The sequence below is a fragment of the Paenibacillus taichungensis genome (genome assembly GCF_003287275.1).
GTDB lineage: Bacteria > Bacillota > Bacilli > Paenibacillales > Paenibacillaceae > Paenibacillus > Paenibacillus taichungensis_A.
On record NZ_QEVW01000019.1, the window covers coordinates 41,276 to 67,045 of the forward strand.

The 25,770-nt window shown below is 46.3% G+C and carries 26 protein-coding genes; 17 read left to right on the top strand and 9 right to left on the bottom strand.

What is annotated here, in order from left to right; all coding sequences use genetic code 11:
* Window positions 1-90: 90 nt before the first annotated feature.
* Both DC345_RS25495 and DC345_RS25500 read right to left on the bottom strand, forming a co-directional pair.
* A complete protein-coding gene (locus DC345_RS25495) occupies window positions 91-303 on the bottom strand; it encodes a hypothetical protein (protein ID WP_063568075.1) in 213 nt (70 codons plus the stop codon).
* Between the two features lie 158 nt (window positions 304-461).
* Entirely contained in the window at window positions 462-1,001 is a 540-nt protein-coding gene (locus DC345_RS25500) for a DoxX family protein (protein ID WP_113055594.1), read from the bottom strand.
* Between the two features lie 338 nt (window positions 1,002-1,339).
* On the opposite strand from DC345_RS25500, the gene DC345_RS25505 reads away from it, so the two are divergent.
* The 4 genes from DC345_RS25505 (at window position 1,340) to corA (ending at window position 5,557) form a co-directional block, all read left to right on the top strand.
* On the top strand, window positions 1,340-2,407 hold the full coding sequence (locus DC345_RS25505) for a DUF3048 domain-containing protein (RefSeq protein WP_113055595.1): 1,068 nt from the start codon (window positions 1,340-1,342) through the stop codon (window positions 2,405-2,407).
* Window positions 2,408-2,623: 216 nt separating this feature from the next.
* The gene (locus DC345_RS25510) at window positions 2,624-3,241 is read left to right on the top strand and encodes a DUF47 domain-containing protein (protein ID WP_113055596.1); all 618 of its coding nucleotides are present in this window, start codon (window positions 2,624-2,626) and stop codon (window positions 3,239-3,241) included.
* Between the two features lie 14 nt (window positions 3,242-3,255).
* On the top strand, window positions 3,256-4,245 hold the full coding sequence (locus DC345_RS25515) for an inorganic phosphate transporter (RefSeq protein ID WP_110001756.1): 990 nt from the start codon (window positions 3,256-3,258) through the stop codon (window positions 4,243-4,245).
* 352 nt (window positions 4,246-4,597) lie between these two features.
* Window positions 4,598-5,557 carry a magnesium/cobalt transporter CorA gene (gene corA, locus DC345_RS25520; RefSeq protein ID WP_113055597.1) on the top strand — a complete coding sequence of 320 codons (960 nt, stop codon included), beginning with the start codon at window positions 4,598-4,600 and terminating at the stop codon, window positions 5,555-5,557.
* 357 nt (window positions 5,558-5,914) lie between these two features.
* On the opposite strand, the gene DC345_RS25525 is transcribed toward corA, so the two are convergent.
* Window positions 5,915-7,006, bottom strand: a complete 1,092-nt coding sequence (locus tag DC345_RS25525) for a DNA alkylation repair protein (protein WP_113055598.1) — start codon at window positions 7,004-7,006, stop codon at window positions 5,915-5,917.
* Between the two features lie 177 nt (window positions 7,007-7,183).
* Window positions 7,184-7,816 (bottom strand): tyrosine protein kinase, encoded by a 633-nt coding sequence (locus DC345_RS25530; RefSeq protein ID WP_113055599.1) that lies wholly within the window; start codon window positions 7,814-7,816, stop codon window positions 7,184-7,186.
* Between the two features lie 449 nt (window positions 7,817-8,265).
* Between DC345_RS25530 and DC345_RS25535 the strand changes: the two genes are divergently transcribed.
* The 8 genes from DC345_RS25535 to bioC all read left to right on the top strand — a co-directional run bounded on the left by DC345_RS25535 (window position 8,266) and on the right by bioC (window position 15,584).
* Entirely contained in the window at window positions 8,266-8,556 is a 291-nt protein-coding gene (locus DC345_RS25535) for a YerC/YecD family TrpR-related protein (RefSeq protein ID WP_017690665.1), read from the top strand.
* Between the two features lie 2 nt (window positions 8,557-8,558).
* On the top strand, window positions 8,559-9,362 hold the full coding sequence (locus tag DC345_RS25540) for a sirohydrochlorin chelatase (protein WP_113055600.1): 804 nt from the start codon (window positions 8,559-8,561) through the stop codon (window positions 9,360-9,362).
* Between the two features lie 307 nt (window positions 9,363-9,669).
* A complete protein-coding gene (gene bioA / locus DC345_RS25545) occupies window positions 9,670-11,028 on the top strand; it encodes an adenosylmethionine--8-amino-7-oxononanoate transaminase (protein WP_113055601.1) in 1,359 nt (452 codons plus the stop codon).
* A complete protein-coding gene (gene bioD, locus DC345_RS25550) occupies window positions 11,025-11,759 on the top strand; it encodes a dethiobiotin synthase (RefSeq protein ID WP_113055602.1) in 735 nt (244 codons plus the stop codon). The genes bioA and bioD overlap by 4 nt, the downstream gene beginning before the upstream one ends.
* A gap of 2 nt (window positions 11,760-11,761) precedes the next feature.
* The gene (gene bioB, locus DC345_RS25555; RefSeq protein ID WP_113055603.1) at window positions 11,762-12,760 is read left to right on the top strand and encodes a biotin synthase BioB; all 999 of its coding nucleotides are present in this window, start codon (window positions 11,762-11,764) and stop codon (window positions 12,758-12,760) included.
* 13 nt (window positions 12,761-12,773) lie between these two features.
* Window positions 12,774-13,952 (top strand): 8-amino-7-oxononanoate synthase, encoded by a 1,179-nt coding sequence (bioF, locus tag DC345_RS25560; protein WP_113055604.1) that lies wholly within the window; start codon window positions 12,774-12,776, stop codon window positions 13,950-13,952.
* Window positions 13,949-14,746, top strand: a complete 798-nt coding sequence (locus DC345_RS25565; protein WP_258530802.1) for an alpha/beta hydrolase — start codon at window positions 13,949-13,951, stop codon at window positions 14,744-14,746. Before bioF ends, DC345_RS25565 begins: the two co-directional genes overlap by 4 nt.
* Window positions 14,727-15,584, top strand: coding sequence for a malonyl-ACP O-methyltransferase BioC (gene bioC / locus DC345_RS25570; protein WP_113055605.1), 858 nt, complete (start codon window positions 14,727-14,729; stop codon window positions 15,582-15,584). The genes DC345_RS25565 and bioC overlap by 20 nt, the downstream gene beginning before the upstream one ends.
* Window positions 15,585-15,611: 27 nt before the next feature.
* Here bioC and DC345_RS25575 read toward each other — a convergent pair whose 3' ends face one another.
* The gene (locus tag DC345_RS25575) at window positions 15,612-16,037 is read right to left on the bottom strand and encodes a MerR family transcriptional regulator (protein WP_113055606.1); all 426 of its coding nucleotides are present in this window, start codon (window positions 16,035-16,037) and stop codon (window positions 15,612-15,614) included.
* Between the two features lie 183 nt (window positions 16,038-16,220).
* Between DC345_RS25575 and DC345_RS25580 the strand changes: the two genes are divergently transcribed.
* Window positions 16,221-17,054 carry an oxidoreductase gene (locus DC345_RS25580; RefSeq protein ID WP_113055607.1) on the top strand — a complete coding sequence of 278 codons (834 nt, stop codon included), beginning with the start codon at window positions 16,221-16,223 and terminating at the stop codon, window positions 17,052-17,054.
* Window positions 17,055-17,110: 56 nt separating this feature from the next.
* Here the strand turns inward: DC345_RS25580 and DC345_RS25585 are convergent, their stop codons facing one another.
* On the bottom strand, window positions 17,111-17,710 hold the full coding sequence (locus tag DC345_RS25585; RefSeq protein WP_113055608.1) for a TetR/AcrR family transcriptional regulator: 600 nt from the start codon (window positions 17,708-17,710) through the stop codon (window positions 17,111-17,113).
* Between the two features lie 167 nt (window positions 17,711-17,877).
* Between DC345_RS25585 and DC345_RS25590 the strand changes: the two genes are divergently transcribed.
* Together DC345_RS25590 and DC345_RS25595 are read left to right on the top strand one after the other, a co-directional pair.
* Window positions 17,878-18,804 (top strand): ketopantoate reductase family protein, encoded by a 927-nt coding sequence (locus DC345_RS25590; RefSeq protein ID WP_113055609.1) that lies wholly within the window; start codon window positions 17,878-17,880, stop codon window positions 18,802-18,804.
* A 75-nt stretch (window positions 18,805-18,879) separates the two neighbouring features.
* The gene (locus DC345_RS25595) at window positions 18,880-19,296 is read left to right on the top strand and encodes a DUF4395 domain-containing protein (RefSeq protein WP_113055610.1); all 417 of its coding nucleotides are present in this window, start codon (window positions 18,880-18,882) and stop codon (window positions 19,294-19,296) included.
* Window positions 19,297-19,365: 69 nt separating this feature from the next.
* Here the strand turns inward: DC345_RS25595 and DC345_RS25600 are convergent, their stop codons facing one another.
* Window positions 19,366-20,082, bottom strand: coding sequence for an NPP1 family protein (locus tag DC345_RS25600; protein ID WP_113055611.1), 717 nt, complete (start codon window positions 20,080-20,082; stop codon window positions 19,366-19,368).
* A 623-nt stretch (window positions 20,083-20,705) separates the two neighbouring features.
* On the opposite strand from DC345_RS25600, the gene DC345_RS25605 reads away from it, so the two are divergent.
* A complete protein-coding gene (locus DC345_RS25605) occupies window positions 20,706-21,587 on the top strand; it encodes a diacylglycerol kinase (protein WP_063568189.1) in 882 nt (293 codons plus the stop codon).
* Window positions 21,588-21,695: 108 nt separating this feature from the next.
* On the top strand, window positions 21,696-23,333 hold the full coding sequence (gene rlmD, locus DC345_RS25610; RefSeq protein ID WP_113055691.1) for a 23S rRNA (uracil(1939)-C(5))-methyltransferase RlmD: 1,638 nt from the start codon (window positions 21,696-21,698) through the stop codon (window positions 23,331-23,333).
* A 106-nt stretch (window positions 23,334-23,439) separates the two neighbouring features.
* Here the strand turns inward: rlmD and DC345_RS25615 are convergent, their stop codons facing one another.
* Complete coding sequence (locus tag DC345_RS25615; RefSeq protein WP_258530804.1) at window positions 23,440-25,206, bottom strand: leucine-rich repeat domain-containing protein; 1,767 nt, start codon at window positions 25,204-25,206, stop codon at window positions 23,440-23,442.
* A gap of 285 nt (window positions 25,207-25,491) precedes the next feature.
* Window positions 25,492-25,764, bottom strand: a complete 273-nt coding sequence (locus tag DC345_RS32270) for a hypothetical protein (protein WP_258530805.1) — start codon at window positions 25,762-25,764, stop codon at window positions 25,492-25,494.
* Window positions 25,765-25,770 lie beyond the last annotated feature (6 nt).

Genomic DNA, 25,770 nt, shown 5'->3' on the forward strand with positions numbered 1-25,770 from the left:
ATTAGCTGAACAAAAAAAGGTTTCTGCGGCCAGCGTTGTGGGCCTCAGGAACCTTTTTCTATAAGTTGAGCATTCTGCAATTTAGTATAATCACTTGCGAATCTCGAAGAGCTCACATGCTGTACGCGAGTGATATGCCAGTTCGCTTACACTGGATTGAATCACAACGGTATTGCTGTCAAAACGGATAATGACGCCACCAGAATCAATCTGGTGATTATCTTTGAAAACACGGACTTTATGCTTCATTTCCATCGCTTCCTGGAAGTCGGCATCGGTCTCAAGACGGCGCTGGGTTGGCATGTCATTGTACTCCTTTAATTGTAGTCGATCGATATGTTCATCATAATACGTGTTTCTGTCGATGGGCAAGTCAGATGACCTACAAGCATATATAAAAAAACAAAAAGTCCTGCTCTCCAGGGGGAGGGGAGCAGGACCGGAAAATGTCTATTTAATATTTAGGCTGTTTTGTGTGTATGGTTTATCGTTGGTGTGTCTTTCGGCTGACTGCCTTTGTTGCGAGTGAACAATCCGCGAAGGTAAGGCATTACCCAACGATCCAAACCGATTTTACCAGCATTTGCACCGGCGACTACAAGGAAGATTTCCATCAGGACTAACTGAGCATTCGTGCTTACTGTTCCCGAGAAGAGGAACGCGAAGTTCATGACCATCGCCATCAGTGCTGCCAGTGTTGTGAAGCATCCAAGAATGAGACCCAAACCTACAAGGAATTCACCTAGTGGGATGATGAAGTCGAACAGTCCTGCATTTGGTACCGCGAAGTTCTCAAGGAATGTTCCCCACCAAGCTTGAACGGTTGGGTTTTCACCCGTTGCTTTTCCTACAGCGCCTGCAAGGAATCCGCCAGCTTGGAATCCACCTGTTAATTTGCCCCATCCGTGCGTCATCCAGTCGTAACCGATATACACCCGAAGTACTGTCAAAATCCACATTGCCACTTTGTTTTCTCTAAGCCATTGGTTGAAGCTGAACATATAAACCACTCCTTCATGGAATTTAGTGTGTGTTGTTTTTTTGTTTTTCTAAGTGATCACCTTTGATGTCTTTATTGTATAGTTCAAAAGTCATTCTGTTTGTGATTATTATCACAATCTAGTTCAAATTTTAAGTAAGGTTTGAGAAGTTCACATTTAGGACATATTTTTCAGTCTGCCTCAAGTTTCAAACGTAAAATGAAGGGTAGAAAATGCTCTCCTTATCGAAGACAAATGGTGCTGTGTGTGATTAAATGGAAAGAAATACGTGAAATGGTCACTTACATAAGAGCAACTACAGCCTAGATTTCAGCCATATCGTTCAGGAGGTACATATATTGAAGCAATTGAAATGGAACAAAACGACGTCAGCGGCGTCGCTGCTTATTCTGGCCCTGAGTCTGGTCGCTTGTCAGAATAAGGAGATGGTGCAGATTCCAAAGCCGGAGTCCGTTCCTACACCGATACAGGAAGAACAAGAGACAGAAGAACCTGCCACTTCGCTCTACACAGCACCACTTACGGGTCTGCCTGTTGATGAAGCAATTATGCGTCGCCCACTGGCAGTCATGATTAACAATGCTCCTGCAGCGCGGCCTCAATCCGGTCTAAGCGCGGCAGATATTATTATCGAAGTGCTCGCTGAGGGAGGCATTACCCGTTTTATTGCCATCTTCCAAAGTGAAGGCGGGGCAGAAACGGTCGGACCCGTGCGCAGTATCCGTCCGTATCTGATCGAGCTTGGTGAGAGTTACGATGGTGTGTTGGTACATGCGGGTGGCAGCCCGGATGCCTATTCCATTTTACAAAAGCAGCAGAAACAGCATATGGATGAGATATCGAATAGCGGCCCTTATTTCTGGCGTTCCTCGGATCGTAAAGCACCGCACAATCTATATACGTCGGCGGACAAGCTGAGAGAAGGCGCGGATACCAAAGGCTATAGTCACGACTTTAAGTCCCCTATATATACGTATAACGAAGAAGGTTCCACGTCCGCCGGAGAGTTGGCCAAGCAGTTCGATATTCATTATTTATTGGAGAGTTACCGGGTCACGTATGATTATGATGAAGTTAGCGGACGATATATGAGATTGGTGAACGGAAAGGCAGATCAGGATCTGGATAATGGCAGTCCCATTGGAGCGGCAAATATTATTGTAGCGGGTGCGGATCACAAGGTACTCGATAATGTGGGCAGACTTTCCGTTAATTTGGAGCAGGGCGGTGAAGCCATGCTGTTTCAAAAAGGCAAGATGATTCGAGGACAGTGGGTCAAAAAGCCAGGTGATATTATTCGATTTGTACAAAATGGGACCGAAGTTGCTCTTGTTCCTGGCAAGACTTTCATCAGTATCGTTCCGAATCAGCCTGACTTTGCAGGGCATGTCGAAATTGAAAATTAATCCAATATGAAGAGAAATGTAAACGCAGTGTAAAATTTCATCATCATTTTTCCAGCCATTCCAAATAATTAAGATTCATTTCAGATTTATGTGATAAGAATATAAAAAAGGATCATGCCTTATGTACAAACCGTGAAACATTTATGATAAGATATCAAAGGTTGTCATTTCATGTTTCATCGGTTATCGGCAATTTCTCGTAAAGGGGATAGAGCTATGAAGCTTAAGAAGAAGAAGGATATATTTTTTGAGACACTAGAGAACATGGCAGATACGGTCGTGCAAGCGGCTGATTATTTCTCCCAACATGTTTCCAACCTTCAGGATGTGACTCTTTTTGCCAATGAAATGAAGAAGTACGAGTCCCAGTGTGATGATTATGTTCATACCATCATTACAGAGCTCAACAAGACATTTATCACGCCGATCGAACGCGATGATATTATGGAACTGACAACGACACTTGATGACGTATTGGACGGACTCGAAGCAACGGCTTCCCGTTTCTATATGTACCAACTGACTGACCCGGACGATTATATCGTTCAATTCGCTGAAATTTTGCGCCAATCGGCTTACGAAATTCAGAAGGCCATTCATTTGCTGTCTCAGAAAAAGTTGCTGGCGATCCGCGAGTACACGATTCGTCTGAACGATCTGGAAAACCAGGGCGACGAAGTGCTGCGCAACTGTATCAAGAACCTTTTTGCTACTGTGCCTGATCCGATTGAACTGATCAAACGCAAGGAAATTTACGAACGTCTTGAGACGACAACGGATGCTTGTGAACACGTAGCGAATGTGCTCGAATCCATCATCATGCGTAATTCTTAAGGAGCCAGAGAATAATGGAAACAACGATTTGGGTATTGGGTATAGTCGTCTTCCTTGCACTGGCGTTTGACTTCATCAACGGATTTCACGATACGGCGAATGCCATCGCAACTTCGGTCTCGACACGGGCACTGACTCCGCGCCGAGCAATCCTTATGGCTGCCGTGATGAACTTTGTCGGTGCCATGATGTTTACTGGAGTAGCGAAGACGATTGGGGGGAGTGTAACAGACCCCACCAAGCTGGATAACGGGATTGAGGTCGTCATAGTCACCTTGATCGCCGCGATTATCTGGAATCTCGTTACATGGTGGTTCGGAATTCCTTCTTCATCCTCGCATGCACTGATTGGTGCTCTTGCTGGTGCTGTACTTGTTGGCGCAGGGGCTGATAAAGTCAAATGGAGTGGATTTATTGACATCGTCGGAGGGTTGTTATTATCACCTCTGATCGCATTTGCCATCGGTTATGTGGTCATGACCATTCTCAAATATATTTTTGCCAAACGCAGTCCGCATAACGTGAACAAAGGTTTCCGTACGGTACAGATTTTCACAGCAGCACTTCAGGCATTTACGCACGGTACCAATGATGCGCAGAAGGCAATGGGGATCATTACTTTTGCTTTGGTCGCAGCAGGCGTACAGGATCATCTGGATGTTCCGTTGTGGGTTAAAATCTCTGCGGCAACAGCGATGGCGCTTGGTACTTCCATTGGTGGTTGGAAAATCATCAAAACGATGGGAACCAAAATTTTCAAAATTGAACCGATTAACGGTTTTGCCGCGGATCTGTCAGCTGCATCCGTTATTTTCACAGCAACGTTGCTCCACCTGCCGGTGAGTACAACGCACGCAATCACATCTGCCATTCTGGGTGTTGGTTCCGCGAAACGTTTCTCAGCCGTTAAATGGGGACTTGCTGGACGTATCATTATTACGTGGTTTATTACGATTCCGATTACCGGGGCGCTGGCAGGATTGTTGTACTGGATCATTTTCTAATTCAAGAAAGTGTTTCGGCACAAACTCTGGGTTTCAGACAAACTGTTCATAACTATGTGAATATCGGGATATGTGGACAATTATACAACCAAAAAGAAGAGACGCCTGTGCATGAACGTGTGGACAGGCTGGATATGTGGATAGCCATCCGTGGAATGATAAACCAAAAGAAGATATTCCTGTGGATACAGGAGACTGTGGATAGGGAAATGAGAGAAGCCAACAGGGTTGGCTTTTTTTGTTGTCGCGTTTGCAGGATAACGTGTGTATAATGGGCTGTTGCAGGGGACGGTTCAATGGTTAAAGTTGTACAATAACGTAAAGGATACAAGACAAGGACGTGGTCTAATTTATGATTCGTACACTCGCCATCTCACGGGATCATCAGGTATCTGTAAATGTACCGCTGACACAGCTGGATCTGCAGGATTACGCCTGGGTATGGGCAGATTTCAACCAGCCTTCCGAAGAGGAAAGCCAGTTGCTGGATACATATTTTCATTTTCATCCATTAGCTATTGAGGATTGTATGCATGTGCTGCAGCGACCCAAACTCGATTATTATGACAATTTGCAGTTCCTCGTGCTGCATGCACTGAATCCGACCACATTGGAAGCGGAAGAGGTGGACCTGTTTCTGGGTGCGAACTTCCTGGTATCCTTTCATCATGGGGCACTGGAGGAAGTCGACGAAGCTTGGGAGAGGTTGCTGCATCATGCGCACGAACGAACCATCTGGGCCCGGGGCCCGGTGGCAGCGGCATATACGGTGATGGACAAGCTGGTCGATCATTATTTCCCGTCTCTGTTTGCCATTGAGGATGAGCTGGCTGAACTGGAGAACCGGGGCGGCAAGGAGTCGGTGGAAGACCTGATGAATCAGGTGTTCGACTTGCGCAGTCGATTGCTGAAGCTTAGACGAACGGTAGTGCCCATGCGGGATCTGCTCTATCGGGTAGTCAATTCTCAGCATGTGCAGCGAACAGGGGAGCATACCGTATACTTTACCGATATCTATGACCATTTGTTGAAGCTGACAGACATGATTGAAGCTGATCGGGAAATGACGGCAGACCTGCGCGACAGTTACATCTCCTTGAATTCCAATCGAATGAACCAGATTATGAAGACCCTCACTGTGATTACAACCGTCTTTATGCCATTGACGCTGATCGCGGGGATCTATGGCATGAATTTTGCTTATATGCCTGAGTTGCAATGGAAGTTTGGGTATGGAGCGGTGCTGCTGTTGATGTTTGTTCTGGGCGGAAGCATGGTGGCCTGGTTTGTGAAGCGGGGCTGGTTCAAGTAGGAAAATAGAAACTGGATAGCAAGTGAAGAGTTAGCGGTCTGCACAGATCGCTTCTTTAGCCTGTGTATGATGTGCATAAGAGGGCAATTAGGAGTACATATAGATTTGTTTTCGCAATAGATGTCCACATGTGGATAAGATAAATGAAGAAGCATCATGTGCATAACTTTATTTTGAAGGATATTTAGCTGCTACGAACCGGGTGAAAATAGTAAAAGGCATCTTCAGTATTGAAGACGCCTCGGGGAATTTCTCAAGGATGGATTCCATGATCTGAATGTTAATATCGGATTCTTATCATGAAATGAACCCTGCTGCGTTTTCGTGATAATTTGGATGGCTCCATCGTATTGTAGGTTACTCTGTTTGTTCCAATACAAATGTGGCTGTAGCGGTAGGTTGTCCATTAACGACAATCGTTAGCGTATGCAAACCGGCATAATGCTTTCTCGTCGTAATGACTTTGAACGATTGCTTCGTTGCAACCTTGGTTCTCCCGGTAGGGAATGTTTTATCAGAGCATTTGAACCGCTTGGGTGCCTGCTTGCCATTTGCTTTCATATATCCGATTTCATATTCGATCCGCAGCATCTGTGACTGACCACTTTCATTAACGACATCAAAGGAAAAATGAAGATCTTCCCCGATGGCTACGGTATCTCTTGCAAGCTGAAGATGCTCGATATGTGTCGCATCCTGCTCGACATATCCAAAGAGACTCAGCGCTTTCGGATGTCCCTTTTTCAGCAAAGAGCGGCTTGCGTGACGAACGATCCAGTCCGTATGCTCATGTTGTCCGTACCAACTTGAGGCCAAATCCAGAACCAGTTCTGGATGGTCTTTCGAGATGTCGTTCAGGTGATTGGCTACACTTTTCCGGACATACAGGGACTCGTCCTGCTTCAATTCATGCAGAATGGGAAGTACTGGTGTTGGATCGGTGATGAATCCCCGAAGTTTGGAACCCCATGGAAGACGTGGACGGCTGCCTTCACTGGCAAGCCTGCGTATATGTTCATTGGGACTTGCCGTCCATTCCATCATGCGTTTCATCGTTTCGATCGGGTAGCGTTCAATAAACGGGCGTACCGCGAACTCGGAACTGGAATAAGGTGTGAAGAGGGTCAAGTACTTCATGGATAGTTCGTAGTTTTCCGGCGCAAGTCCGTTCACTTCAATAAAATCGGGAACGAACAGATACTCGACCCCTCGCATCTGTGGTGCTGCCTGCTCAATCACGTGTAATGCCTCTTCATAGTTGTCAGGCAGAACTTCGGTCAATGCCGACGTAATGCGGCGGATACGACCTTTGAATTCCAGCTCTCCCCAGCCTTCGGCAAATACAAGTTCATGAAACTGTTGCTTGTCCAACTTCGGGTAGAATTGGTGTAACCATTCTCCTGTCCGGTCGATTAATGCGGGAGTATATTTGTCTTTAAATAGTTCCATAGTCCGCCTCCTTTATCTATAAACTCAGTATACCTCAATTCACGGGAATAAGAACATAGGTTCCTAAGGAATTGGTAATAAATATTCTCTTATATGAACGATTGAGTGGATTGAAGAGAAAGAAGATGGAAGTGGATTAAGGCACCCCCTTATGTAAGAGGGCGCCTGGGAAAAGTGTTAGAGCTTTTTGCTTTTTTGGGGACGACGTTTGGTGGTGTTGGATTTATTCCGGCCAGTTTTACTACTCGTGTTCCGTTTGCGCGGAGTAGAGTTCGTTTTTTTACGACGTTTGCGTGAGCGAGGTGGCGAATACTCTTCATAATCTTTATCCGCAAGACTGCTACTTTTTTTTCCTTTTCCAAAAGGCAGAATCCCCATCACCAGTTTCATCATGGGTGCCATCTGCTGGAAGCCGCCAACGACCTTTTGCATTTTGCCGATTCCGCTCATGATGCCATCAATTCCACCGAAGCGGTCGATCATTCCTTTCAGTTCCCCGATGTTGGCCAGGGAAAAGCCTGAGGAAGACGCAGGTGCTTCCACCGGAACGGGGGGAGCAACAGGAGCTCCCCCGCCGAAAAAGTTTCCACCGGGTCCCCCCGGACCACCTGGACTATAAGGTACAAGTCCGGATGCTTCAACCTCTTGGAATTGAGGGTAGTAAGGCTCTACTCCAGGATACATGGGTTGAACCTGAGCTTCATTCAATGCCCGTGGCGGCATATAGGCAGATGTATGGGCCTGCCGTTGCGTATGAGAAGACGGACGCTGCCGTGGAGCGGGCTGACGGTGATAATAATGCTGTGGCATGAACTATCACGTTCCTTCTATGTTGGATTTCGGAATTGCGTTCCTTCAGCTGCTGGACGTGCATAACAGACCGAGTCGGAACTCCCTTTTGCTATACTGTATGTCATTAGCGGAGAGACGGCGTAGGCGAGTATCCCGCAAAACGGGATATTTGCGGATTTGGGCGCAGGAGTGGATGATAGCTTAACAGTGGAATTATATACTTTAGACACAAAATTGTCACATATTAAATGTAATAATTCCTACATATTTAATCGGAAAAATACGGTGAAAAATGGGATAAATCGTGAGATAGAGCGGGATTGTGCGCGCAGGGAGGACATTAATGCTATATGAAAGCGGTAACATGTATTTTTATTCTGTAGTGCGTGAAATCGTTAACGCTTGAAATACCAACTCAGGCTGGGTACAATGAAGGTACACAGTAACCGCTAGGGGATGATGATGAAATGCAGCTGAAAAAGCTAAATGATAAAAGCATTGAACAATTATTTGAGGCTATTTTGACTCTGAAAGATATTGAAGAGTGTTATGTGTTTTTTGATGACCTCTGCACGGTAAACGAGATTCAATCCATGTCCCAGCGGCTGGAAGTAGCGCGTATGCTTGGCAAAGGAAATACCTATAACCAGATTGAAGCTGAGACAGGTGCAAGTACAGCCACGATCTCTCGTGTAAAACGCTGCCTGAACTACGGTAATGACGGTTATAAAATGACGCTGGAACGCCTGGGACGTTAAGGATGAAGAAACCGGGTGTACTCATCATTAGTCACGGTTCTCAGGAGAAAACCTGGGTTGAATCCGTCGATGACGCGGTCTCCCGGTTGAATCTGCCTGAACCCTTGCCCGTCGAAGCCGGGTTTCTTGAACTTGTGGAAGGACGCCTGATTCAGGACGGTATCAACCGACTGGAAGCACAGGGAGTTACCGATATATTGGTCGTACCTCTGTTTGTTTCATCCGGTAGTACACATGTGGATGAGATTGAGTATGCCATAGGTGCCAAAGACGCTCCGGAGCGTGAGACGGATCTGGAACCATTCGAGGTGAAAGCACAAATCCACTTCGGCTATCCTGTGGATAACGACCCGGATATTGCGGTCATGGTCTGGGACAAGGTAAAGGCCCTGTCGCAGCAACCAGAACAGGAGACGATCCTGTTAATTGGACATGGGAGTATTCACGATGGATTCCGTCAGCGATGGGAAGCGGGTATTTCTTCACTCGCAGAGCGGGTGCATGAAGTCAGCGGTGTTGCTCATACCGATTATGCGCTGCTAAATCCGGATAGTGTGTACGACAAGGCGAAATACTGGAGTGAAGAGCGGGGGAGCCGGGTTATTGTGGCGCCGCTGTTTTTGAGTGCCGGTTATTTCACCATGAAGGTGATCCCGGGCCGACTGAAGGAACTGGATTATGCATATAGTGGTGAGACGCTGCTTCCACATCCGCTATTAGGAACGTGGCTGGAGCGTCAAATTCAACTTTTACTGGAAAATGTAATGAGGTTAAGGTTTAATTCAGGAAAAACTGATCGCTGCTAGCGATTATTCCCGTTATCTCTAACAATAGCTTAAACACAAACGGCAGAGATGCCGTTTTTTTGTTTTTGTATGTATTTTAGACAAAACACGCCGATTTAGGCGTGTTTTTTTGTATTAGGCAAAACCCTCTACGAAGCCAAATTTCGGGTTCAATCCGCGGAGACAGAGTGGAGGTTGAGGGTTCTAACTCTGAAATGATTCTCTTTACAGGAAAGTTTTTGTCTGATAAGATGTCAACATTCAATTGTTAACCTAAATAAATATTTTAGGTTAACAATTGAAAAGCTCTTACGGAAGGTGATAACTTGTGACACATTATGAACGGCTTGCAGCTATAAATAAGGCTCATTTATGGAACCCTTTTACGCAGATGAAAGATTACAATAACTCCGATCCTCTCATCATTGAACGAGGCGAAGGCGTCATGCTGTATGACGTCCAGGGACGTGCTTATTATGATGGCTTCTCCTCGGTTTGGCTTAATGTTCACGGACATAACATACCCGAGCTGAACCAAGCCATAACGGATCAGTTGGAACGTGTTGCACATTCTACGTTACTCGGAATGGCTAACGTGCCAGCTATTGAACTTGCTGAGAAACTAGTGGAGATTTCCCCAGAGGGATTAAATAAAGTATTTTATTCCGATTCAGGAGCAACCGGTGTCGAGATCGCAGTGAAGATGGCATTTCAATACTGGAAGAACCGAGGAGAAACCGGTAAAACGAAGTTTATTACGATGAATCAAGCCTATCACGGAGATACGATTGGTGCGGTAAGTGTCGGTGCAATTCCGTTGTACCATGATGTGTTCCGTCCGATGCTGTTTCCTACTCATGTCATTCCATATCCTTACGTTTATCGACATGAGGACGGCGAACGGGAAGCCATGGAAGCTACGTTAACCGCATTACGTAATGTACTTGAAACCAGTGCAGATGAAATCGCGGCTATTATCGTGGAGCCAATTGTGCAAGGAGCTAGCGGCATCCTCATTATGCCAGAGGGATGTCTGCGCGAGATGGCAGCTCTTTGCCGTACATATGATGTACTGTTCATAGCCGATGAGGTGGCGACAGGCTTCGGTAGGACAGGTGCTATGTTTGCTTGTGACCTCGAAGAAGTGTCACCTGATTTGATGGTGATAGGCAAAGGTCTTACAGGCGGCTACTTACCTGTGGCAGCGACACTGGCAACAGATGAGGTGTACAGCGCGTTTTATGCCGATTATGAGGAGCAAAAAACATTTTTCCACGGTCATTCCTTCACAGGTAATCCGCTCGGCTGCGCCGTAGCTTTGGCTAACTTGAAACTATTTGAAGAGCGCAACCTGGTGGAAGGTGTAAGAGCAAAGGCGGCTTTTGTAGAGCAGAAGCTCTCAGTACTTAAAGATTCTCCGCACGTCGGGGATATCAGGCAAAAAGGACTGATGTTAGGAATTGAGCTTGTACGGGATAAAGCAACTCGGGAACCGTATGATTGGGCCGAACGCATCGGCGTTCGTGTAACGGAGCGGGCCAGAGCGCTTGGCATGCTTACGAGACCACTTGGCAATGTTGTTGTGTTCATTCCTCCTCTTGCCAGCACAGAGGCTGAGCTTGAAGCCATGATTGATATCTTGATGCAATCCATTTTTGACATCACCGAAGGTGGCTTTGAATCATGAATGTAATCCGCGGATTGTTCGTCACAGGTACGGACACAGGGGTTGGGAAAACCATCGTTACAGGGGCTCTTGTTGCTGCGCTTCGTGTTGAAGAGCGGAATATAGGCGTCTGGAAGCCTGTGCAATCCGGTGCACTTCTTGGGAGCGGAGAAACCGATGCGGAACGCCTGTTGAAATACACCGGAATTGATGAGTGTGCCGAGGATGTGGCGCCATTTACATTCCAAGCCCCACTGACCCCGCTGCTCGCTGCCAAGCAACATGGAATGGATATTACGTTACAGGAGATTATTAAGGCTGGTCAGCCGCTGGCAGATCGATATGAATCAGTACTTATTGAAGGGGCAGGGGGAGTCGCTGTTCCTCTGACCGAGGACTCTTTTGTCGTGGATTTAATCTCGGAGCTTCGAACACCGGCCCTCATCGTTGCGCGGACAGGTCTGGGTACGATTAATCACACACTTCTTACGGTATCGTACCTGCAGCAGCACGGGATTCCGATCGTAGGTTTTATTCTGAACGATGGTGAATATGACGAGATTTATAACGATTCCAGTATCACAACAAACGCGGAGCTGATTGAACGTTATTGCGGCATCCCCTTTCTTGGGCGTTTTCCCCGCTTGAGGGACGAATTAAATACGGAAATGTTGATCCAGGTGATTCAAGAGAAGATCCAGTTAACACCGATCAGACAGGCATTAACAGTTCAATTCATGGAGGAGAAATGAAGATGAAAACAACGGTAACTAATCTGAATTGGTCGTCGCTTGCGAATCGATCGTTGAATGGCGAATGTTTATCAATTGAAGAGGGACTTGCAGTGCTTGAAACAAGGGACGATGAGGTACTGCCGCTGATGCAAGCGGCTTTCCAAGTGAGGCAATATTTTTACGGCAAAAAAGTGAAGCTGAATATGATCATCAACGCCAAAAGCGGCTTTTGTCCCGAAGACTGTGGTTATTGCTCACAATCCATCGTATCGACCGCACCCATCCAAAAATACAGCTTGCTCGACAAAGAAACGCTGCTTGCGGGAGCACATGAAGCTATGGCGCGTAAAGCCGGAACTTATTGCATTGTAGCATCAGGCAAAGGTCCCACGAATAAGGAGCTGGATCAAGTGGTAGAGGCGGTAAAAGAAATCCGTGAAACAATGCCACTTAAAATCTGTGCGTGTCTGGGAATCTTGAAGGACGGTCAAGCAGAACGCTTGGCTGAAGCAGGCGTGCACCGATACAATCACAACTTGAACACAAGCAAGGCCAATTATCCGTCGATCACCACAACGCATACTTATGACCAGCGAATTGAAACCGTGGAAAAGGTTAAAGCATACGGCATGTCCCCCTGCTCCGGTGTCATTATCGGTATGGGTGAAAGTAATCTGGAAATTGTCGAGATGGCTCTTGCACTCCGTAAGCTTGATGCGGATTCAATTCCGATTAATTTCCTGAATGCGATACCGGGGACCCCTCTGGAAGGAGCAGGGCGCACTCCGGCCATGAAGGCGCTCAAGGTACTGGCCTTATTTCGGTTCATTTGTCCATCTAAAGAGATTCGTGTTGCGGGTGGACGCGAGATCAACCTCCGTACGTTGCAGCCTTTGTCACTTTATGCCGCAAATTCACTCTTTGTAGGTGATTATTTAACGACAGCAGGTCAGGAAATATCGAATGATCATCAAATGATTGAAGATTTGGGTTTTGAGATTGAGTTAAATGCACTTTAAGGCGGTACAGACTATGAATTGGATGGAAAATGAACTTGCGTTATTGGCTGATGCCTCCAATGAACGTTACTTGCGTGACAGTGCCGCGGTTCCAGATCGTCCTGGTTATACGTGGAGAGGAGACCAAGTGCTCCTCAACCTGGCCTCCAATGACTACCTGGGACTTGCTCGGCATCCTGATATCATCGATACAATTCGCGAGGCACTTCTTGCCGAAGGGGGAGGTTCTGGCGCATCTCGGCTTGTTACTGGGAATCGACCGCTTTATGGCCGTCTGGAAGAAGAGCTGGCCACTTGGCAGCATAGTGAAGCCGCGCTTGTTTTTGCAAATGGTTATATGGCTAATTCCGGTGTCATTCGTGCACTCGTGGGCCGGGGTGATGTCGTTTTTAGTGATCAATTAAACCATGCCAGCATCGTGGACGGTATTGTGCTGAGCCGCGCAGAACATGCCAGGTACCGACATCATGATATGGAACATCTAAAGCTATTATTGAACAAACATCGGGATAAACGACGTAAGTTGATTGTTACGGATGCTGTCTTTTCAATGGATGGTGATCAAGCACATTTGGAAGAACTCGTTGCGCTCAAACAAGAATACGGGGCCATGCTGATGGTGGATGAGGCGCACAGCGGGGGCATCTACGGGAAAAGGGGGGAAGGACTTTGCTTTAAGCTTGGTCTGCATCATGATGTGGATGTGCATATGGGGACATTTAGCAAATCATTAGGTTTATATGGGGCTTATGTCTGCGGCAGCCGAACGTTAATCCGCTTTCTCGTTAACAAAGCAAGACCGCTTATCTATTCAACGGCATTGCCGCCTTCTCTCGTAGCTGGTATTTCAACAGCGTTAAGTCTGGTACAAGCAGATCATTGGCGCCGCGAACGCCTCTACTCGGCAGGTCAATTATTTCGTTCTTCGCTTAGTGATGCCGGATTTAACGTTGGGACCGGGGACTCCCCTATTGTACCGGTAATTGTCGGTGATAATGAAAGGGCTCTTCGTTTCAGTGAGGCACTTGAAGCAGGCGGTATTGCTGGGGTCGCTATCCGTCCGCCTACCGTTCCTGATGGCACAGCACGAATTCGCTTCTCCTTATCGGCCGACCATACCCCTATGGAGCTGAATGATGCCAGCGCAAAAATCAGTGAAATCGGGCTTCAGTTGGGGGTACTGAGTTCATGAGTGCCTTGGATAATAGTCCGCTGCAAATCGAGCAGGAGACAAGTGGAACCATATTATGGCTAACGGGATGGAGCATGCCAGATGCGGTGTTTGACCATCTTCGCCTGTTATTGCCTGAATTTCGTCATATGTCTGTAGATTATAGTGCTGCGGATTCTCCAGAAGAAATGCTGTGTTTAACTGAAACAGCAGTTAGAGACATGTTATGCATTGAAGAATCCTCTTCTAGAGAGAGAGTGCTCCACGGTCCGCTTCTAATATCAGGTTGGTCGCTGGGTGGCTTACTCGCGCTCAGACTAGCGGCTAAAGGTTACGTGGATGGCCTTGTGCTGTTCGGTGCAACGGCTCGTTTTACCCGCCCGAAAGAAGAGTTGGACCGCGGCATAGCAGATGCCTATGTTAGGCAGATGATCAAAGGGATTTTAAAGGATCGACATGAAGTTGAAGCCAATTTTCGTCAAAGGATGTTTACAGAGCATGAATGGAAGGCAGGTCTGGCTGAGTGTCTACCTCCTATGGGTAGCTGGACAACGCAAGCACTAATTGCAGGTCTTCAGATTTTACGAAGAGAGGAATGTTTGTCTCAATTGCCCAATATCGATTGTCCGGTTCTTCTTATTCACGGGACTGAGGATAGGATATGTCCTTACGGTGCTGGCTTGGAGCTTACAGCTCATTTACCTCAAGCCGAGTTAATTACATTTATCGGCTGCGGGCATGCACCCTTTTTGGAAAAGGAAGTACACATCGCTGATGAATGGAGGAGATGGTGGCATGACCCTTGGAAGAAGTAGTGCTGTTCAACGCCAATTTAACCGTAGTGCCACTTCTTATGATGCACATGCTCATATTCAGCGTTCTATGGCTGATCAGTTAGGAAGATCCCTCGCAGAATGGAAGAACAAAGGGTTATTAAGTGATCCGAGCATTCTCGAAATTGGTTGTGGCACGGGGGCTTTGACTCAAATCCTGGTAAATGAATGGCCTAGTGCAAATATTACTGCACTTGATATTGCACCCGAGATGATCGAAGTGGCTTCAAAGCGGTTACGATCAGTAGAGCATCCAGGCAATGGGAATTCTACAACGGATCGTTTACGTTTTCTACAAGCAGATATCGAAATGTGGGCCGTAAATACTCCGGAGTGCTCTGTGGATATCATCGTCTCTAACGCCTGTTTTCAATGGCTAAGTTCGCCGCAGGAAACACTGGGTCACCTACGGCGAATGCTGCGACCTGGGGGCTTGCTCATATTTACGACCTTCGGGCCTGATACATTTCGTGAAATGCATGAGGCATTTGATGAAGTTTATCGTGCCAACGGGATGGAACCACAGCGGCATGGACTTTCGTTTCTATCGCCTGCTCAATGGGAAACCATGCTCCACGAATCCGGATATACTGGTGTCCATTGTGAGCATTCAATTCATATGGAAAAGTATGCTTCGGCAAGAGATTTTCTGTATTCGGTTAAAGGAATGGGAGCCAGTACTTCAGAAGCAGCAGCGATTCCTGTGTATAGTTTACGACGTTTATTCACCAACATGTATAAAGAGTACGAGGATAAGTTCAGCATACAGGGGGGAGTTTCAGCAACATATGATCTCCTGTTCATTCAATCATTAGTGTAGTCCCTGACGAGGTAATATTAGCAACAGTTACTCTTGAAATGACTCTTCTTCTGTCCATACACAGTTATTTTGTGAATGAATCGCTGTCGTTCCAGAATCAATAGCTGTTTTGTAATACCAAATCTTATAATCTATTTTCTCCAAATACGTTTCCAGTTCAGCAATTTTCTCCAGAACAACGTTTTTGTGTGTTTCAAATACTTCAAGACGCTGCTTTAATGTAGCGTCTCCTTCTATGCTCCAATCGACGTACTCTTTGATCTTTCTCACGGGCATACCACTTTTTTTCAGACAAGTAATCACTGCAAGCCACTCAAAATCACTTTCTTTGAAATCCCGGTTACCTGCCTGATTACGATCAACAAAGGGCAATAAGCCTTGCTTGTCATAAAAGCGTAATGTATGTGCGGTTAATCCTGTTCTATCTGCAACCTGACTAATTGTATATCCCAATGTATAAGCCACCTTTGTTATTAGATATTCATGATTGTAGAGATTAGAGTGTACTCTAAGTCAAAACAATATTCAAAATAATGAATGCGTTGGAGCATATACATCCAGAAGTTTGACTTAGACAATACTCTAAGGATTAGAATTTTTTTGCATCGAAAATTTTAATCGTAGGGAGAGAGTGTAATGAGTAAACCAAGCGTTTGGGTGATCACTGGATGTTCCACTGGATTCGGCAGAGAACTTGCAATAGCAACGATTAAAGCAGGTTATCATGTTGTTGTCACAGCAAGAAATCTGGATTCAATTACTGACCTTGTCCGTGGAAATACGGATAAAGTTCTGGCTATGGAGCTTGATGTTACCAAGCCTGATCAGATTGAAAAAACAGTGAATGCCACGATAGAGAAGTTTGGCCGAATTGACGTACTTGTCAATAATGCCGGAGTTGGTTACTTTAGCTCCATAGAGGAAGCCGATGAAGTCGAAACTCGGAAAATGTTTGAAATAAACTTCTGGGGTCTTATGCATATGACTAATGCGGTTTTACCTTATATGAGAGTCCAGTCCTCGGGACATATAATCAATATATCTTCCATTGGAGGTTTAGCTTCATTTCCTGGCGTGGGTTACTATAATGGTACTAAATATGCTGTTGAAGGGATATCGGAAAGCCTGGCCCAAGAGGTTGCGCCGTTTAGAATCAATGTAACGTTGGTTGAGCCAAGTAACTTCCGTACTGATTGGTCCGGACGCTCAGCCGCTAAAACAAAATCAGCGATTAAGGAGTATGAGGAACTCATCTCACCGTTTGTAAATGCCGAAAACCACGGAAAAGAACCCGGAGATCCCAAAAAAGCTGCAGAAGCAATTGTTAGCATCGCTGAGTTGGAAGAGCCTCCGCTTCGCTTGTTGCTTGGAGCGGATGCTTACCATACCGTGGTGAACAAATATACAGAGCAACTGAAAAAATTCGAGGAATGGAAAGAAGTATCGGTAAATGCTGATTTTCAAGATTAAATGGGGCAATTCCAAAAGAGACAGGCTCCCCAGCTTGCAAATAGAAAAAAACGTCATCACTTCACGTGATGGCGTTTTTGTGTTGGTCCGGTCATCTTTATCGAAGAGGGAACAATCAGATGAAGCTCCAGCAAAGACATCAATTCTTCAACAATCTGTTCGGCTGGATAAGGCATGGAATTCATGATCCACCATTCCAACAGGCCAGCGGTAGCACAGGCAAGAAATTGCACAGTGATTTCCCTGTTGATTCCCTTGTGAATACCGCATGCATCAATCTGCTCTTCCACTCCCTGGATCAGAAGTTTCATCAGCCGGTTTCGAAAGGCAGGAATCCCTTTTTGGGTTAATAGCGTGGTATAAACAGGGGCGTGCTGCTCCAGGTAACGGAAGGTTCGGAGCAACGCCTCCCTAACAGTCATAGGCGTTGTAGGACTCTCCACCATACAGCTCTCCACCAGTTGCTGCAAATACGTCTCAATGCTTTGATCCAACAGATCAAACTTGTCCGTGTAGTGCAAATAGACGGTACCACGGTTCACATTGGCCCGATCAGCAATCTCATTAATCGTAATTTGCTCGAAATCCTGCTCTTCTAACAACCCGATAAAGGCATCGGTTATGGCTTTTCTTGTTTTGACAACTCGTCTGTCCATGGCTCCTCCTTTGATGTATTCAACAATATGGATCAATTCGTTGATTATTCAACAATAACGGATATTTTAGCGATTGAAGCGTTGCACCTGCTTTGTTACTCTTATTTTATCAACAAATGTTGATAAAGCAACGAATATCCATAAAAATTGAAATAGAGGGATAACTAATGAATATATTAGTATATGGCGCAGGTGTTCTGGGCAGTCAGTTGGCGCAGGTTCTGGTACGTGGGGGAAATAACGTTACCCTTCTGGCTAGAGGGAAACGGGCAGAGGAACTGGAGAGGGATGGTATTGTCATTCGTCATGTGTTTCAGTTTAAAACGACCATAGATCCAGTTCGGGTAACCCGTACGTTGGAAGTGAACGATAACTATGATCTTATTTTCGTGGTTATGAAGTATAACGATTTCCCATCGGTGCTGCCTATTTTGGCTGCCAATCAGAGCAGAAACATAGTGATCGTCGGCAATAACGCAGATGCACGTAGCATGCAAATCTTTTTGGAGGAAAATAGCAAGGTGGAGAAAAAGGTCGCCTTTGGTTTCCAGGTCAGCGGCGGGCGGAGGCAGGAAGACCGTATGTTATCCATTGGTGGAGCAAGCGGGCAAATGGTGATTGGTGGGCTGGACGGCGAGATTACCTTTAAATCCATACTGGATCAAGCTTTTGAGAAGACGAAATACAAATTGAATTACCTGAACGATATCGATGCCTGGCTGAAAAGCCATATTGTGCCCATTCTGATGCTTAATGCGGTGAGCTTTAATGAGAAGCGTGAGATGATCAAGCTGGAAGGAAGCAGAAAGCAAATTCAGCATATGATTGGGGCGATGGATGAGGGCTTTAGTGTGCTTGAGGCTATGGGCATAACAATTATACCGGAGATTCAGGCCAAACTGATTCGCAAACATCAACGGATGTTTTATCTTCTGTTGAAGATTTACAGTATGCTTCCGATCTATAAACTGGTTGCCGGTTCCTTTGGGGAGATCGAGGCTTTAAATGATGCATTTACCGATTGGAAAAAGGCTACTAACACGCCTACTCCTCATTGGGATGTGCTCAAAAAAGAATATTCTGATCTCAAATGAGATGACTATTGCTCAAAGTCCCGATCCCGACTACAATTAAACCAACTAATAAAATGGGGATAAGGAGATATGCAGATGCGGGAAGTGCCTATGCGCTATGTCAAAGCAAACCAGATTGGGATTGTCCTATTTGTTGTTCTGTCATTTCTGTTCAATCAACCGTTAATTCTGGGAGCGTTATGGATCATCCAAGTTGTCGGTCTGGCATCTGGAGGCAAGCTTAATCTGTTTGTGCAGATTGGGAAGGCCGTGTTAACGGGAAAAGGGACAGAGACACAGGCAGTGGAACTGCAACGCTTCAACAATGTTCTGGCCATATTGTTTCTCACGCTGGCACTTGTCTCATTCGGCCTTGGTTGGCAGGTAGCAGGTTATATTTTCTCGTCGATGCTTCTCCTGGCTGCAAGTGCCGCATTGCTCGGTTACTGTGTGGGCTGCACCGTATATTTTTGGTATAAACAGCTCCGAGCGGGCAGAAAGATTGGCTTATAAACTAAATGTAGTTGCAAAAACAATCCCCTCCAAGTTCTGTGGTCTACTTGAAGGGGATTTTTACTTTTTTTATCTAAACCAGGCATTGTTTAAATTGTTCGTAAAATTACTATCGTTCAACGGAACATTGGCACTGCCAAAATCGGTCGTATTCAGAGCATTGCGTGCCGCAGACGTCAGATCATCCCAGCCGATCAAAGGCTGCGTTCCACCCACGGTTCCAGTCACACCAAGCTCATGATTTAGAGGCCAGGTACTATTGTAACTAATCAAAGGATTAGTACCGTTCAGGTTCGTGTTACTTGGTGCAACATTCGTGAACTGCCCATGTCCTGAATAGGCGATGGAGAGGATTTGAGGATTTTGTGCTGCGGGATTGTCTACCCATACTACGATGCCTTCCCAGTCATGACGATGGCCGAGGCCGGAGGAAGGGGAGTCTTTCGGGAAGTACCATGCGTACATAATCGCCCATACGCCATTATGCCATGCCGAACGGGAGTAGACTTGGCCTGTACTTGAGCTGCAATTTCCATTAGGTGAACCGGAGGTTTGCAAGCCTGCATTGGTATTGCCCTGTTGATCCACGGCGGGGAATGGAACACATCCATGGTAGACTTTTAAGTAGGGTTGGAAACGCTTGGCTGCTATTTGCGTGACTGTGACGGGAGTTGCTTCCTGGAATCCGACAACCTGATCATGGTTAATGACCGCCGCTTCAACGGCTGTGACAAAGGGAATACAGGCCAAGAGCGAAACCAAAAGCAATAATACAAGTTTTTTCATTCGGTGATCTCCTTCATGGGTAGGATATTGGAATATGTTAAGGATGCACTAAGACTATATTGGAAAAGGTTTCATTTTATTTGTCATCTCGTTCTAGTTTTTGTTAATTTTTTGCAGGATATGGTTGTCCTCATGATTTGAGAGGGGATAAGACTATTTACGGCCCAAGCGGGCAGAATGGTTATGGATGGTTATAAATGACAGCAAATTCATAGGATTAGATTCAAGAGGAGTGCCAGAGGTTTATTTTGTAAAGGATAGACAAGTTCGGAAGTGAACAGAGAGCTTAAACTCCATTGTATGGCCATTGCTGGAACGAGGTAATTCTCTAGGATGTATCGTTATTGTTATCCAAATGTAAATTTCGCTATAATCGATATGAAAATAATTACTTATGTATCACAGGCTAGGACATCTTCACATTTGATGATATGATAGTACATAAAGGCTTTGGAATGAGACGGAATTCCTTATGCATATATATAAGTAGAGAAAAAGTGTTGGGGCAGGATTAACGGACGTGAGTCATTGTGTAAAATGATACCCGACTACGGTCACTCTCAGATAGTAAGAATATGAGGTCGTTCAGACTCATGGATAATGTGGAATAGGTGGCGTATGAGATGAAAAAAGCTCGCTTGATATATAATCCGACCTCAGGCCGGGAAGAAATGAAGAAACGTCTGGCAGATATTTTGCAGCGTTTGGATCAAGGTGGTATTGAAGCCTCGTGTCACGCAACAACGGGTGAGGGAGATGCGACCCGGGAAGCGGAGCTGGCGATCGAACGCGGATATGACATGATTATTGCCGCTGGTGGCGACGGTACGTTATATGAGGTCATTAACGGTATGGCCGAGCGGGAGAATCGTCCTCCACTGGGTGTATTTCCTTTGGGAACGACGAATGATTTTGCGCGTGCGCTGGGCATTCCGAGACAGTGGGAAGATTACGTGGATCTGGTCATTAACCAGCAGCTTCGTCCGCTCGATCTGGGCAAGGCGAATGATAAATATTTTATCAATATCGCAGGCGGGGGTTCGTTAACCGAACTGACCTATGAGGTGCCAAGCCGTCTGAAAACGATGATTGGGCAGCTCGCCTACTATATGAAGGGTATTGAGAAAATGGCGAGCCTGTCTCCTCAGGAGCTGGTTATCCGTGCCGCGGGTCAGGAAGAAATTCATGATGAATTCATGCTGTTCCTCATTGCCAATACAAACTCTGTCGGGGGCTTCGAGAAGCTGGCTCCGGGTGCGACCATTGATGATGGATTGTTCGATGTAATTGGTGTGCGCAAATGTAATCTGGCTGACATGATTCGCCTCGTAACCCTTGCGCTGCGTGGTGAACATCTGAATGACAAGAAAGTTGTTCATTTCCAAACGGATTATATGGAAGTAACATCGCCGGGCTATGTTCAGTTGAATTTGGATGGCGAGTTGGGCGGCACATTGCCTGCGACATTCAAGAATCTGCGTCATCACCTGATGTTGTATCGTTAAGCGTAGTATGGATCGGGGAGAAAATGTGATTTCCTGTTGCTGTGTGCAGTGGGATCACGTATAATCTCATGGTGCCTGAAAATGAATGGAATTTCCCTTGCGCAAGGGATGAACATATATGAAGAAAGAAGTGAATGTACGTTGTCTAATACGAACCGCAGCGGTCGTGGAAAAAACCGCCGGAATTCGGCTGCCTCTCAGGGGCAAGGGAATGCTTCAGCATCCCGTCAGCCGAGCAAATCATCTCGTCCATCTACACGTCAGCAAGGGAAAGAGGTGCGGCTACAAGGCGCATCTCTTTCTGCCGTTCGTCCGAAGGGACGGGAACGTGAATCTGCACCAATCGAAGGACTTCCTGTCAGCAAAAATGAAGAGACCGTCATCGACATCATCGGTATGAACCATGACGGTGAAGGTGTCGGCCGTGCCAATGGATACACGTTGTTCGTGCAGGGCGCGCTCCCGGGTGAAACCGTCCGCGTACGCGTGATGAAGACCAAAAAGCAGTACGGCTACGCCAAACTGTTGGAGATCGTGAAGGCCAGCCCGGATCGTGTCTCCGCGCCTTGCCCGATCTACGATCAGTGCGGCGGATGCCAAATCCAGCATATGAGTTACGCCGGACAGCTTGCCTGGAAACGCCAGTTGGTGGTGGATAATTTGCAGCGGATCGGCAAGCTGAACGTGATGGTGGAGGATGAGGAAGGTGCCGAGCAACAGGGCATTCGTGTGCTGCCTACCATGGGTATGGACGAGCCGTGGCGCTATCGCAACAAGGCACAGGTGCCTATCGGTGCAGCCGAGGGTGGTCTGGTAGGTGGTTTTTACGCCAAAGGAAGTCACCGGATCATCGATATGGATAACTGCCTCATTCAGCATGAGCATAATGATGAAGTGGTCACGAAGGTCAAGGAGATCGGTAGCCATTTCGGGATTAGTGCTTACAACGAGGAGACAGGCCGCGGTTTGCTGCGTCATGTGGTTGTGAAGAAGGCATTTCGTACAGGTGAGATGATGCTTGTTCTCGTCACCAATGGCCGCGACATTCCGTACAAGGACGAATGGATTGGCAGTATCCGTGAAGCGATCCCGCATGTGGCGAGCATTTGCCAGAACGTAAACAAGAAGCAGACCAACGTTATCTTCGGCGATGAAACCCGCGTCCTGTGGGGCCGTGATGTAATCTATGATTATATCGGGGATGTGCAGTTTGCCATCTCGGCGCGTTCGTTCTATCAGGTGAATCCGGTGCAGACAGAAGTACTTTATGGGAAGACGGTAGAGTACGCAGGACTGAGCGGTAAAGAGACGGTAATTGACGCCTATTGCGGCATCGGTACGATTTCTCTTTTCCTTGCGCAACATGCGGATCAGGTGTACGGGGTTGAGATCGTGCCTGAAGCGATCGAAGACGCACGCAGCAATGCACTGTTGAACGAGATGCGAAACGTGAAGTTCGAAGTGGGTGCATCCGAAGATGTCATCCCACGCTGGAAAGAACAAGGCATTGAAGCAGACGTCATCGTTGTCGATCCACCGCGGAAAGGCTGCGATCCGCGTTTGTTGGATACGATTCTGGAGATGAAACCGGAGCGCGTGGTGTACGTGAGTTGTAATCCGAGTACGTTGGCACGTGATCTGCGTGTATTGGAGGATGGCGGGTATCGCACGGTTGAGGTGACGCCGGTGGACATGTTTCCGCATACGGTCCACGTGGAGTCAGTGGCGATGTTGGTTAGAAGCTAAACAAAAACAGAAGGGGTTCGAGAATTTATTCATGATTCTCGAACCCCTTCTTGTCTTTGTTTCAATACCATTCATTAATTTGTGAGTAATTCTGGAGTAAGTTTAATTAATACACATGCACACCCGTACCAAGTACGGATTTGTTTTGTACGGAATTACCGGATAGATATACCTTTTGAAGATTAGGCAGCTGGCTTAGGGTCTCGATATTGGAAATGGCATTGTTCTCGAGATGAAGCTCTTCTATGGCCTGCCAGTTACTCATAAATTCGAGAGAATCCAGATTGCTGTCTTGCATAGTGAAAGAACGTAGAGCGGACATGTTGGCAAAGTAAGGCATCATCTGGTCAACTTCAGTAACAGAGGTGTTGTTTATGCTGAAATAAGGCTGCTCTAAGGTCAATTGTTCAAGCACGTTGTTCTCCGCGGCCGCTTTTTGTTCAAAATCCAGCCTGCACTCGGAGCACATCAGAGATCTGACCTGCTTCAAACGAAATAAAGCATCGCTCTCCTTATATAGTGACGAGTCGTAAATGCTTAGGGCCTCTAGGCGAGACAAGCCGTCCAGGGCGGGAAGGCGGGTTATTTCACTGATCTCCCAGAGGGAAAGCTGCTTAAGTCTCGGGAATTTCCCAAGCGCCGCCAAATTCAACTCTCCACTTCCGCCACGGAGCGTCAGGCTGGTTGCGGCGGGCGCTTTCAGCCCGGTGAGAAAGGAGCTTGGAATTTCCACCCGCTCTACATTAGGCAATGTCAGCGCTCCTGCATTCTCGTAGTAGCCGGACAACGTTAATTCCCGCAAAGAGGATAGGCTATTGATGGGTTTGACCGAGCTGAGCTTGCTTAAAGAAGCCAGGCGTAGTTTCGTGATGGAAGTCTTGTCGGTCAGACGCTCCAGACTGGAGAAGTTTACATTTTCAATATCTAACGTTTGTAGAGCAGGCATATTTTGCACAAAGTCGATGGACTTTACGTTGGTTAAATAGGAAAGTTGAAGCTCCTGAAGCTGGGTTAAGGCATACAGCGGCTGTAGGTCTGTAGCTTCACTGTAATGTATGGACAAGGATGACAGCCCGGTCATGGACGACAACCATTCGAGTTCATCGACAAAGGTGAGCGACAGGGACTTGAGTGGCAGTTTATTCAACAGAAAGAAATCCGTTACGGACTCATCCACATAGGTAATGGATAAAGAGCTCAGATTAGGAAATTCCAGCAGCAGGGCCAATTCCTGATTGCTGCGAAGCTGAGTGGAAAGCTCCGTAACTTTGGACTTGTCGCCAAAGTAGCCGGAAAACGTGCTGAAAGATTCGTTAAAAGCGCCTCCATAACTTTTTAATCCGGGCATATGAGCCAAAGTGGTTTGGTCCGTCTGGGAGATTTCATAGGTATTCGTCAGGTCCAACGTCGTCAGTCCCGTAAAGGCTTCAAAATCTCGCTGATTGATCTCCTGAGTATTCAGTTTCTTGTCCTGAGTAACATAAGTAATCTTCTCGGCCTGTTCATCGCTGAAGGGATCGGAGAGGCTATATGTAAACTTCCACTGATCATTCTCCGAATGCTCTACGGTTAAATAGCGAAGACGAGCCAATTCCTCCTCGGTAGGCAGGGCAGAGCCTTTATCGAAGATATCTCGCAAAAATGAGAGCAGAACCTCGCTTTCGGGCATCTTTCGCACAGGCAGATTGGCTTCTGTTTTTGGATAGGTGGAGTTGTTGCTATAATAAAAATAAGTACCGATGGCGCCAGTTAGGACTAACATTAGCATCAGCATTAGCTTTACGGAGACAGCCTGCTTCAGCGGTGCTTTAGGGGGCGTTCCGTGGTAATGATTAATGGTCTGGTCTACGTAATAGACATTATTTTGCTTCAATAAGAGCTCTGTTTCACAATAGGGACACTTTAAAATCTCACCCTCTTTGTATTCAATTCTTCCGTTGCAGTTGGGACAGTTTAACGGGATAAAAGCCACGAATGTCCCCCTCCTTCATTATGATGGTCATAAGATCATGCCGAATGGTCATCTGACTTCATTATACCTTGTGAATTTACGTTTGATGAGAGTAAGAAGTTTCACATTGCGAAGGAGCAGGGGGAATCCTGCTCCTTTTTGATCTTTTTTAAGTAAGGCTGGTGGTAGGCATTATTACATAAGTCTTTAAGCGATCGAAGTAATCGGATGTTTAACTTGCACAGGGTAGAGATGATCACCAGGGGTTCTCACAAATAAACCTTCATTGGTGATTGTACTTTTTAGAACGATATGATCTGTTGCATCTGGTGTGAAATGGAGGGTTACTTTCTCCGTATCTTCATCTGCAATCTTATCCAAGATATCTTTCATATTCATTTCGTTTAAGCTAACAACGTCGAAGAGCTCAATATGATTGTCTTCTTTCTGATAAATAACGATGACGTTTTCATTTTCCAAGTAATA

Coding starts and splice junctions, on each gene's coding strand:
- DC345_RS25595 (WP_113055610.1), top strand. CDS start 18,880: ATGCGGGAAGTGCCTATGCGCTATGTCAAAGCAAACCAGATTGGGATT.
- DC345_RS25525 (WP_113055598.1), bottom strand. CDS start 7,006: ATGGAACTATTTAAAGACAAATATACTCCCGCATTAATCGACCGGACA.
- DC345_RS25535 (WP_017690665.1), top strand. CDS start 8,266: ATGCAGCTGAAAAAGCTAAATGATAAAAGCATTGAACAATTATTTGAG.
- DC345_RS25605 (WP_063568189.1), top strand. CDS start 20,706: ATGAAAAAAGCTCGCTTGATATATAATCCGACCTCAGGCCGGGAAGAA.
- DC345_RS25500 (WP_113055594.1), bottom strand. CDS start 1,001: ATGTTCAGCTTCAACCAATGGCTTAGAGAAAACAAAGTGGCAATGTGG.
- DC345_RS25580 (WP_113055607.1), top strand. CDS start 16,221: ATGAGTAAACCAAGCGTTTGGGTGATCACTGGATGTTCCACTGGATTC.
- DC345_RS25510 (WP_113055596.1), top strand. CDS start 2,624: ATGAAGCTTAAGAAGAAGAAGGATATATTTTTTGAGACACTAGAGAAC.
- DC345_RS25565 (WP_258530802.1), top strand. CDS start 13,949: ATGAGTGCCTTGGATAATAGTCCGCTGCAAATCGAGCAGGAGACAAGT.
- bioF (WP_113055604.1), top strand. CDS start 12,774: ATGAATTGGATGGAAAATGAACTTGCGTTATTGGCTGATGCCTCCAAT.
- DC345_RS25540 (WP_113055600.1), top strand. CDS start 8,559: ATGAAGAAACCGGGTGTACTCATCATTAGTCACGGTTCTCAGGAGAAA.
- bioD (WP_113055602.1), top strand. CDS start 11,025: ATGAATGTAATCCGCGGATTGTTCGTCACAGGTACGGACACAGGGGTT.
- DC345_RS25495 (WP_063568075.1), bottom strand. CDS start 303: ATGCCAACCCAGCGCCGTCTTGAGACCGATGCCGACTTCCAGGAAGCG.
- DC345_RS25515 (WP_110001756.1), top strand. CDS start 3,256: ATGGAAACAACGATTTGGGTATTGGGTATAGTCGTCTTCCTTGCACTG.
- corA (WP_113055597.1), top strand. CDS start 4,598: ATGATTCGTACACTCGCCATCTCACGGGATCATCAGGTATCTGTAAAT.
- rlmD (WP_113055691.1), top strand. CDS start 21,696: ATGAACATATATGAAGAAAGAAGTGAATGTACGTTGTCTAATACGAAC.
- DC345_RS25590 (WP_113055609.1), top strand. CDS start 17,878: ATGAATATATTAGTATATGGCGCAGGTGTTCTGGGCAGTCAGTTGGCG.
- bioC (WP_113055605.1), top strand. CDS start 14,727: ATGACCCTTGGAAGAAGTAGTGCTGTTCAACGCCAATTTAACCGTAGT.
- bioB (WP_113055603.1), top strand. CDS start 11,762: ATGAAAACAACGGTAACTAATCTGAATTGGTCGTCGCTTGCGAATCGA.
- DC345_RS25600 (WP_113055611.1), bottom strand. CDS start 20,082: ATGAAAAAACTTGTATTATTGCTTTTGGTTTCGCTCTTGGCCTGTATT.
- DC345_RS25530 (WP_113055599.1), bottom strand. CDS start 7,816: ATGCCACAGCATTATTATCACCGTCAGCCCGCTCCACGGCAGCGTCCG.
- DC345_RS25585 (WP_113055608.1), bottom strand. CDS start 17,710: ATGGACAGACGAGTTGTCAAAACAAGAAAAGCCATAACCGATGCCTTT.